The organism is Microbispora sp. CSR-4, assembly GCF_008033685.1.
In the GTDB taxonomy this organism is placed as follows: domain Bacteria; phylum Actinomycetota; class Actinomycetes; order Streptosporangiales; family Streptosporangiaceae; genus Microbispora.
In genome coordinates, this window is the sequence record NZ_VJVX01000238.1 from 1 (window position 1) to 619 (window position 619).

General features: G+C 72.2%; 1 pseudogene. It reads left to right on the forward strand.

The features are described 5' to 3' along the window. A pseudogene (locus tag FLV34_RS39620) lies at positions 1–619 on the forward strand (DUF222 domain-containing protein); the annotation flags it as partial.

A 619-nucleotide genomic window follows, 5' to 3' on the forward strand; every position in this document is an offset into this window, starting at 1 on the left:
CGGGATGAGCGGGCCGATTACGGGCGGCGGTTCCTGCGGGTCCGCCCGGGCAAGGGCGGCGGCGTGGAAGGGGAGTTCTACCTGCCGCGTGAGGCCGGCGCCCGGTTGATGGCGTTGTTGCAGGCGTACGCCAAGCTGAGGGCTCAGGGGGATGACCGCCCGTTGACGGTACGTCAGGCGGACGCGCTGATCGCCCTGCTGGAGCAGAAGATCGCCGCCGAGCTCCTCGTCGTGGTCAGCGCCGAATCCCTCCCCACCGACCCCGAAACCACCGACCCCACCGACGACAACCCACACCCCGCCGACGACACCAGCGACCCGGCCACCCAAGACCCCGCTGCCCCGGCCACCCAAGACACCGACCCGGCCACCCAAGACCCCGCTGCCCCGGCCGCCGCCGACGACGTCAGCGACCACTTCGCAGACCTCGACGACAGCACCCCCAGCGACTACGCCCCCGACACCGCCGCAAGCACTGACGAGCCGAGCCAAGCCGACGACACCACCGACCACGCCGAAAACGCGCGGGATGCCGGGGGCTTCGAGGAAGGCCGGGACGACACGGGCGACCGTGCTCCTGGCGAGGCCGGGACAGATGCCGGTGCGGAGAGCGCCGACG